Origin of the sequence: Anabaena sp. UHCC 0253 (assembly GCF_009712085.1) — a bacterium.
GTDB lineage: Bacteria > Cyanobacteriota > Cyanobacteriia > Cyanobacteriales > Nostocaceae > Dolichospermum.
Window position 1 is genome coordinate 561,275 of the sequence record NZ_VILD01000002.1, and the last position, 7,995, is coordinate 569,269.

6 protein-coding genes are annotated in these 7,995 nt (G+C 38.9%); 3 read left to right on the forward strand and 3 right to left on the reverse strand.

The features are described from left to right. The first annotated feature begins 303 nt into the window (after positions 1 to 303). The 3 genes from FJR38_RS06735 to FJR38_RS06745 all read left to right on the forward strand — a co-directional run bounded on the left by FJR38_RS06735 (position 304) and on the right by FJR38_RS06745 (position 5,114). Positions 304 to 2,451, forward strand: a complete 2,148-nt coding sequence (locus FJR38_RS06735; RefSeq protein WP_168536079.1) for a PP2C family serine/threonine-protein phosphatase — start codon at positions 304 to 306, stop codon at positions 2,449 to 2,451. Positions 2,452 to 2,770: 319 nt separating this feature from the next. After that, complete coding sequence (locus FJR38_RS06740; RefSeq protein ID WP_168496739.1) at positions 2,771 to 4,363, forward strand: CHAT domain-containing protein; 1,593 nt, start codon at positions 2,771 to 2,773, stop codon at positions 4,361 to 4,363. Positions 4,364 to 4,460: 97 nt separating this feature from the next. Continuing rightward, entirely contained in the window at positions 4,461 to 5,114 is a 654-nt protein-coding gene (locus FJR38_RS06745; protein ID WP_168496741.1) for a hypothetical protein, read from the forward strand. Between the two features lie 30 nt (positions 5,115 to 5,144). Here the strand turns inward: FJR38_RS06745 and FJR38_RS06750 are convergent, their stop codons facing one another. From FJR38_RS06750 to FJR38_RS28255, 3 genes are all read right to left on the reverse strand, one after another. Beyond that, a complete protein-coding gene (locus FJR38_RS06750) occupies positions 5,145 to 6,494 on the reverse strand; it encodes a PrsW family glutamic-type intramembrane protease (RefSeq protein WP_168536081.1) in 1,350 nt (449 codons plus the stop codon). Positions 6,495 to 6,779: 285 nt separating this feature from the next. Beyond that, positions 6,780 to 7,238, reverse strand: coding sequence for a phosphate-starvation-inducible PsiE family protein (locus FJR38_RS06755; RefSeq protein ID WP_168496745.1), 459 nt, complete (start codon positions 7,236 to 7,238; stop codon positions 6,780 to 6,782). A gap of 327 nt (positions 7,239 to 7,565) precedes the next feature. After that, positions 7,566 to 7,995, reverse strand: a 430-nt coding sequence (locus tag FJR38_RS28255) for a molybdopterin dinucleotide binding domain-containing protein (RefSeq protein WP_305765067.1), incomplete at its 5' end; no start/stop codon positions are given.

Sequence of the window (7,995 nt, forward strand, 5' to 3'; positions counted from 1 at the left end):
GGTGACAGGTGACAGGTGATAGGTGACAGGTGACAGGTGACAGTTAAAAGAAAGCAATATGTAAGAAATATTTCCCTGCTCCCCTGCTCCCCTGCCCCCTGCTCCTCTGCTCCCCTGCCTCCTGCCCCCGGACTGGTTTGTCAAGGTTTAATGACAGGTTAAAATTTAGTTCTGCTATGGATACATATTCCCACAGCAATAAAAGTTATGATGGGCTGTGGGTTAAGAAAAATATAAGCGGTATCAACTGCCGTAATAAAATACTGTTGAAAAAAATGCCAATTGCTGATCGGTGGGAAAACTATGGAAAATGATGCGGTAACGCTCTACTGCCCAAATGAATACTGTCAATTTGCTAATCCCCTTACCCACAAATTTTGCCAGCAGTGTTCCACACCCTTACCTAAGCGTTATCTCTGGGCTGTGGGAGAAGATATCAGCCCAAATCATCCTGGCGCTATTTTAGGCGATCGCTATTTAGTCATTAGTAAATCCATTCTTTTAGATATCAAACCTGGGTTATTACCCCAAATTCCTGAATTAGATAATTTAGAGAAAATTAAACCTTATCTCAAACTAATTCCCTATCGTATAAATATACCACAAGTATATGGAGTTCTGAATTTAGCTAATAAGCAGACCCAAACAGAAATATTGCTTTTAGAAAAACCACCAATATTAATTGATGCAACTTTCACTCAAGTTAACCTGTGTAGTAGTTTAGATACTGTTTGGCCAGAAGCATCATCAATCCGCCAAATCCATTGGTTGTGGCAATTAGCTAATTTGTGGCAACCCCTCGCTCTAGAAGGAGTCGCATCTAGTCTACTAGATCCACATTTATTAAGGGTAGAAGGGGTATTAATTCGCTTACTAGAATTGCGTTTTGACGGAGAAAATATACCGACATTATCCCAATTGGGAGAATTTTGGTGGCAATTACTCCAAAATGCTAAACCAAATATTGCCCCCTTTATTCAACAAGTATGTGAAGCTCTAATTCAGGGAGAAATTAACTCATCTGAGCAATTAATTAAAGTTTTAGATCGAGGATTAATTCAATTAGAAAGATCCCAAACAACTACTATTAAAATCTATACCAAAACAGACTCTGGACCAATTCGCCCACGCAATGAAGATGCCTGTTTTCCTCCTCAAAACACCTTAATAGCTAAACCACCACATCATAGTGCTTTAGCCATTGTTTGTGACGGTATTGGTGGACATGAAGGCGGTAATGTAGCCTCAAATTTAGCAATTGAAACCATTCAACAACAACTCCAAGGATTGAGTTCAGTTCCCTACGAAAATATAGATCCTGCACTTCTGCTATCCGATTTAGAACGAGCAGTAGCAACCGTTAACGATAAAATTAGCCAGCGCAACGATAGCGAACATCGTCAAGGGCGACAACGCATGGGAACAACCATCGTTATGGCTTTACCAGTTGCCCATGAAATGTATATTACCCATGTTGGTGATAGTCGTGCTTACTGGATTACTCGTCATAGTTGTCATCAAATCACCTTAGATGATGACGTGGCTTCTCGTGAAGTTCGTTTAGGTTATGCTCTCTACCGGGAAGCATTGCAACATAGCGGTTCTGGCTCTTTAGTTCAAGCATTGGGGATGAGTAAAAGTACCTCACTACATCCCACTTCTCAACGTTTTATTATTGACGAAGATGCAGTTTTCTTACTCACATCTGATGGGTTGAGTGATTTTGATCGCGTAGAAGAATCTTGGGAAACAGAAATGTTACCTATACTTTCGGGAAAAATAAGTATAGAAAATGCTGCTGACAGATTAATAGAAATTGCTAATACTAAAAACGGACATGATAATGTCACCATTGCTTTAGTGCATTATGAGGTTAAATATTCTGAACCTGAGACAAATATTACAGTAGATTTTGCTAATTTTTTAGCTAGTATGCCATTAGATCGCATAGATGATACAGTCAATGGTGAAAATTTAAGTTCTGATCAAAAAACTCAAGTAATTACTAAAGACAAGACTATTAAGCTTCCGCCAATTCCATTACAGTTGATCGTGATTTTAGGATTGATGTTAATATCTGGTTTTTTGGGATATTGGTTTAAATTGCAATTCAAATTACCAACAACAATTTCATCTCCTTCCCCAATTTCGACTCCCACACCCAGAACTTTAGAAAATCTCTCTAATACATGGGTGATTAAAGCTAATAGTTCGATAACTTTAAATAACCAACCTTTTCCGGCTCAAAGTTTTTTCCAAGTCATTGAGAAAAGAACTAATCCTAATGCTGTGGATAATCCAGTAGTGCGTTTGCGCTTCTGTCAAACATCTGACTCCGTATCAGAAACTCCCAAAACAGTCCAGCTTAATTTTTCTGAACTGCAAGATTTGGATATCTCTATTTTACAATCAGATCAATCTAGTCCCTGTGATCTAGTAGGTGATAGGTAATATTGTTGAAACCGAAGAATGTTATACTTGTGAAGCATTATTCCTAGCCTAGACAATGATTTTCTACCTACATTACCGAATCAGTAGAGGCGTTTGGATATCGCCGTTAAGACTATTTATTTGGTTTTAAGAATCCCCATCTCTTGAGAGCGGGGAATGTCAATTGTCAAAAGCTCTGCTTGAAAGGAGAAAAAAGCCAAAAAATTCTTCTTTCTCAATCCTCGCACTTCCATGGCTAGGTAATTGTCAATTGTCAATTGTCCATTGTCAATTGTTGAACTGTATATCTGTGTTTTGAACGTTTAGTTTTCACTAATCCATGTCCTGCCTAAATTTGGCGATCGCCCGTCTAGTAAATACTGGAACTGATAATTTCGCCATTTGGGTAGTCAAAGCACCCTATCCTAGTGGCTATGTTCTCCGTGATTGTGTTTTGGATGCTGAACTTAATCAAGTTTGGCAAGAATGGCAGCAAATGTTTGCTGGTCATGCTTCTTTAGATATTAGTTCTTTTCCCACTTCTCCATCAGTTAATACCATACCCTTAACTTTAATTTCATCTCCTGGAGGGCAAAGTACCAGCCCTTACAGTAGTCGTCTGATGCAATCCTTGGGGATCAATTTATGGCGATGGGTGTTTGATGGGGCGATTCTTGGTAGTTGGGAACGCAGTCGTGGTATGGCTATGGGTCAACATAGGCCATTACGCTTCCGGTTGGAAATTCGTGATCCTGATCTGATTGCTTTACCTTGGGAAATTATGCAGCCAGAAGCTGGACAATCGGCTATATCTCTATCCCAAGATATTTTATTTAGTCGCACCACCAGCGAAGTAGAACCTTTACCAGAATTACGAACTGATCAGACATTAAATATCTTACTGGTGTTGGGACATGACCATAAATTACAATTAGATCAAGAAGCATCCTTACTGAAAAAAATATTGTTAGAAGGTCGTCCTGTGGGCAAAACAACCCCAGTATATGCACCTTGTACAGTCAAAATATTAGTGCAACCTACAGCAAAAGAGTTAATTCAGGAGTTAGAAACTAAAGCTTATAATGTTTTCTTTTATGCCGGACACGGATTACCAGATCCTGACGGAGGCTCATTATTTTTAGGAACTGGATTCAAGATTAATGGGATAGAATTAGCTCAAGTTTTAACTCGCACAGGGATAAAACTTGGAGTTTTTAATGCCTGTTGGGGGGCGCAACCAGCAGCCATTGATCACCAGGCTATACCTGCAAGTAGTTTGGCAGAAGTGCTGATTCGTCATGGTGTGCCGGCTGTATTAGGGATGCGTGATGAAATTGCTGATGCTGAAAGTCATAGTTTTATTCAAAGTTTTGCGGAGGCATTGCGATCGCGTAAACCAATTGATGAAGCAGTCGCCGCAGCTAGACAAGAATTATTAACACTGTATAAATTCAATCAACCGGCTTGGACATTACCAGTCCTCTATCTCCATCCTGATTTTGATGGAGAATTGATTAAAAGTGTGGATGAAGGAATTACAGAACTACCAGATACAGCAATTTCCGGTCTATCTACTCCTATAAATACAGCATATTTGCGATCGCTTGCGCCGGGTGGTAAAGCTTGGTTATTACGTTCTGGAGTCACTAGGATCGGTCGCACGAAAGATAATGATATTGTGATTCCCGAAATTTATATTTCCAAACGCCACGCAGAAATTTTATGTCGGAATACTCTCAATGGCACTACATCCACAGCAACTTATTACCTGCAAGATTTTTCTACCTATGGAACTACCTGGTATTTAAGCCCCAACGGTTGGCAACAGATCCTCCGGGAAGAAGTACCTTTAAAATCGGGAATGCAGTTAATGTTTGGGAGTTCTAAAGGTGAAATTTGGGAATTTATTTGGGAAGAATACAGTAGGGGTTAGGAATTAATGAAGATGGTGGATGCAATTATTTTACGGAAATCTAATTTTTCAGGTTGTAGCTGTCAACAAGACCAAATGAATTAATAGTGAGATGAAAATGAAAAATTCAATCGCCAACTTAAATACTTTACATCTTGTCCCATCGCTAGCTGATTTAGAACTACTAGAAGCACTACTAGAACCTGAAGATGGGACTTATCCCTGGAATGTATCGGACGCTGCTTCAGAAGCTTATTTCCATCATCTAGAACAACAGTTTGATTTGCAGAATTTCTCAGAAGGAGAACTGAATACAAGTGCTGATAATTTTTATCAAAACCTAGATATAATTTGGGATCAATTTCCGGCTATTGAAGAGGATAATCTGCGGGAAAATACAGTCCATTATCTTCAGAAAGCTTTGCAAAATGCTTTTTTGGTTATCCCTGAAGTTTTACTCACTGCTATTTGCTCAAAAGCTTCAGAGGTCTTGATTCTTGAACAATCAGCCAGTGAGAAACTAGTGGAATGTGTACAAGCTTTACTACCTAGTTGGGAAATAGATGATTTATTAGTTTTAGCTCGTCCTTTTGCTTATGCGATGCGAAGTAGTGAACAACACACATTGACAACCGTAATCGGTGATGGTGAACAGTCCTGTGGTCATTTACGAGATTGGGAAAATTTATCAGCAATAGAACAGGCAAAAATTAGTTTAGCGATCGCTGATTATGCCCTTAAATATCTTTCTAAATGTGATTCTCAAACCTAATTTTTACTTTTTCCTACCTCTACTGATATTTTATTTTGGTTCGAGAAAGCGGGTAGCGAAGTTTTGCGATCGCGTTGGTGACAATACCCGTGCTTTGAGAATGGCTGCCATCAAAAAGGCATAAGATAAAACACCAACTACCACCAATAAAAAAGCATTTATAGAACCTGTCGCATTCCATAAAGCGTGAAGTGCCGAAGCACTCAAATAACCCACCGAAAGAATTTGTTTTCCTTTCGTCGGTTTCAAGACAGCCAAACCAATAAAATAGCCTAAGTATCCACTGTAAGCCATGTGTCCAGCCACAGAACCTAAAATTCGAGGAATGAGTAGCTGTAAACCGACTAATTGACCAGCATCTTGGGAAATTAAGGGTACATATTGACCAAGAGTTTCCAGTAAAGTAAAACCCACAGCCGAAGCTGTTCCTAGCAGAATACCATCTAGAGGTTCCCAAACCCCTATCCGTTCTCGCCAAGGTGACGGTAAAGAATTCCCAATTAGATATGCTCCTAAGACTGGTAATATTTTCAGCAACTCCTCCATTAACCCAGCACCGAAAAACATCCGCACTAATAATTCGGTAAAGGTAATGCCATCTTGAGATGCACTGTCTAAACTTCCTGGTAAAATATCCCGGAATACGGTGATAAACACATCTAAGAGAGGACTGAGCAATATTAACATTGTACTCAATGCCGCAGATAGGAGTACCCACCAGGGCTTAGGTTTTCCACACAGTTGATAAACGAAATAGTAAGCTGCAAAAGCGATATAAGACCCAACAATTACTTGATTGGCTTGGGGATGACCGACTGTAGCAAACATTAATACTACAAAAACTACCGTCAGGATTCCTGGTATCAGGTAAGCTTTGCGAGTTAGATCCTTACCCGTAGAAATAATCGGAAATAATTGTGTAAAGCTGACAGAATCTTGTTTTAAGGATGATTGATAGTTATTGACAGATGATAATACTGTAGCTTTATTAACATTCATCATTGTGGGTTGAGCAATAACTTCATACCCGAAAATAAATTGTGGTCCATCAGCACCAAGGGAAATGCGATCGCCTAAATGTAATTCTTGACATCCTTGTAAGTGTTCTCCATTTAAAAAAGTGCCATTAGCACTATTCAAATCACAAATTACCCAACTGTAACTGCTATCTGGAGATAAAGAAAGGGGACGAACCACCGCATGACGACGAGATACCATCCGGTATATCATGGCATCCAAGACAATTTGGCAGCTAGGGTCACGTCCAATTACCATTTCTTTACCAGGAAGCAACGAGTAGCGAGATGCTGACTCCGAAACTTCGACCTTACTAGACACCAGTCGCAGAAATGCATTCCGTCTTGCGTTTTTGCCTGTCATCGAGTTAGTGAGTGTGTCTAAACAAATTCTATGGCTTTAGGGCAGCGTGGCGTTAGCCATACGTCACGCTATCAAATGTAGTGGTAGTAGACTTAACCTTAGCCATATTAACAGCCGCACCATGACTAAATACACTATAGCTTTACTAACCTGCCGTTTGCTCCCATTCAAAATACAAAATTAACTAATAATTTACAAATCATCCGAAATTTCCAAAAGAAGTTATATAAATTATAGGTATAAGCACTATAATACTCAACTTTCTTTTAAATCTGAACGCCTTCTTTAATTTTCGTGTCTAGAATTACTCATCCGAATGATCAAATAACTAATTGATAAAGCCAGAATAGCAATACCTAGTCCTATAATTTCTATACCTTCGGTGACTTTCAAATCAAGAATAATAATTTTCCGGGCGATCGCAATTAAAGAAGTAATAATAACTAATTCAACTTGGACAACGTGCTTTTTGAGGTAGCCAGTAATATTTTCTAAAATTTCTAAAGCAATTAATACATTTAAAAATAATCCAAAAGTCTGGAATAATGTCTGACTAAAACGACCTTCTTCTGGTGAAAGTATTTCCCTGAAGATAAATATTGCTAAATCGCCAAGTGTCGCAAAAATTACAACAATCATCAGTAAAGAGAGAATTTTTGAAACCATCACCTCGACAATTTCAATTAGGTGGATGAAACTTTTATCACTGGTAATTTCTAAAAATCTTTTGATTAGTTTCCTCATCTAAAACTCCTTGCTTGAAATTTGCGGGCTAATTACGTAGATAAAACAAAAATCCTCTAGAATTGTCTATAGGATAAAAAATGATATATTTTCCAATTTCACAAACTTCACAGATCGAGAAAATGTAATTTTCACCATCTGGAGATATATATTATTTGGATAATAAAATTAATAATCTCATACTTAAGCAATTTCAGTATTTGATTAGTCCTATAGCGGTATGCACTCTTTGTGAGATACAGTCAGTCAATCGCAAACCCTGTAGGGGCGCAGGGTCTGCGCCCTCGATTGTATTGCTACCGATAACCGCTATATACTGTTCAAAGTTTACCATTGTGAAGACAGAAGCTGATAATTTTGAACAGAAGTTTCTACAGGAATGGGGACAAGCTGCACAGCACAAGCTTTTAATTCTGGTTGAAGGGAATCAGGACAAGCTTCTGAATGGGTGAGATTATTTGCTTCAGCATCATCAGCCCATAGCTTACCCCAGTGCATAGGCACAAAGACAGTACCAGGAGAAATAGCTTTTGTGACTTTAGCCGGAAACTTAGTTTTACCACGACGCGATCGCACTTCTAACCACTGATTATCAATAATACCCAAAGCCGCAGCATCACGGGGGTGAATTTCTATAAAAGGTTCTGGGTGCATTTTGCGAATTTTATCAATTCTCCCTGTGCGTGTCTGTGTGTGCCAATGCCCGTACAATCTTCCAGTAGTTAATATAAAAGGATAATTAGGATCAGGTGGTTCT

Bases quoted from the DNA above. Each gene is read 5' to 3' on its own strand.
- FJR38_RS06735 (WP_168536079.1), top strand. From the start codon at position 304: ATGGAAAATGATGCGGTAACGCTCTACTGCCCAAATGAATACTGTCAA.
- FJR38_RS06740 (WP_168496739.1), top strand. From the start codon at position 2,771: ATGTCCTGCCTAAATTTGGCGATCGCCCGTCTAGTAAATACTGGAACT.
- FJR38_RS06745 (WP_168496741.1), top strand. From the start codon at position 4,461: ATGAAAAATTCAATCGCCAACTTAAATACTTTACATCTTGTCCCATCG.
- FJR38_RS06750 (WP_168536081.1), bottom strand. From the start codon at position 6,494: ATGACAGGCAAAAACGCAAGACGGAATGCATTTCTGCGACTGGTGTCT.
- FJR38_RS06755 (WP_168496745.1), bottom strand. From the start codon at position 7,238: ATGAGGAAACTAATCAAAAGATTTTTAGAAATTACCAGTGATAAAAGT.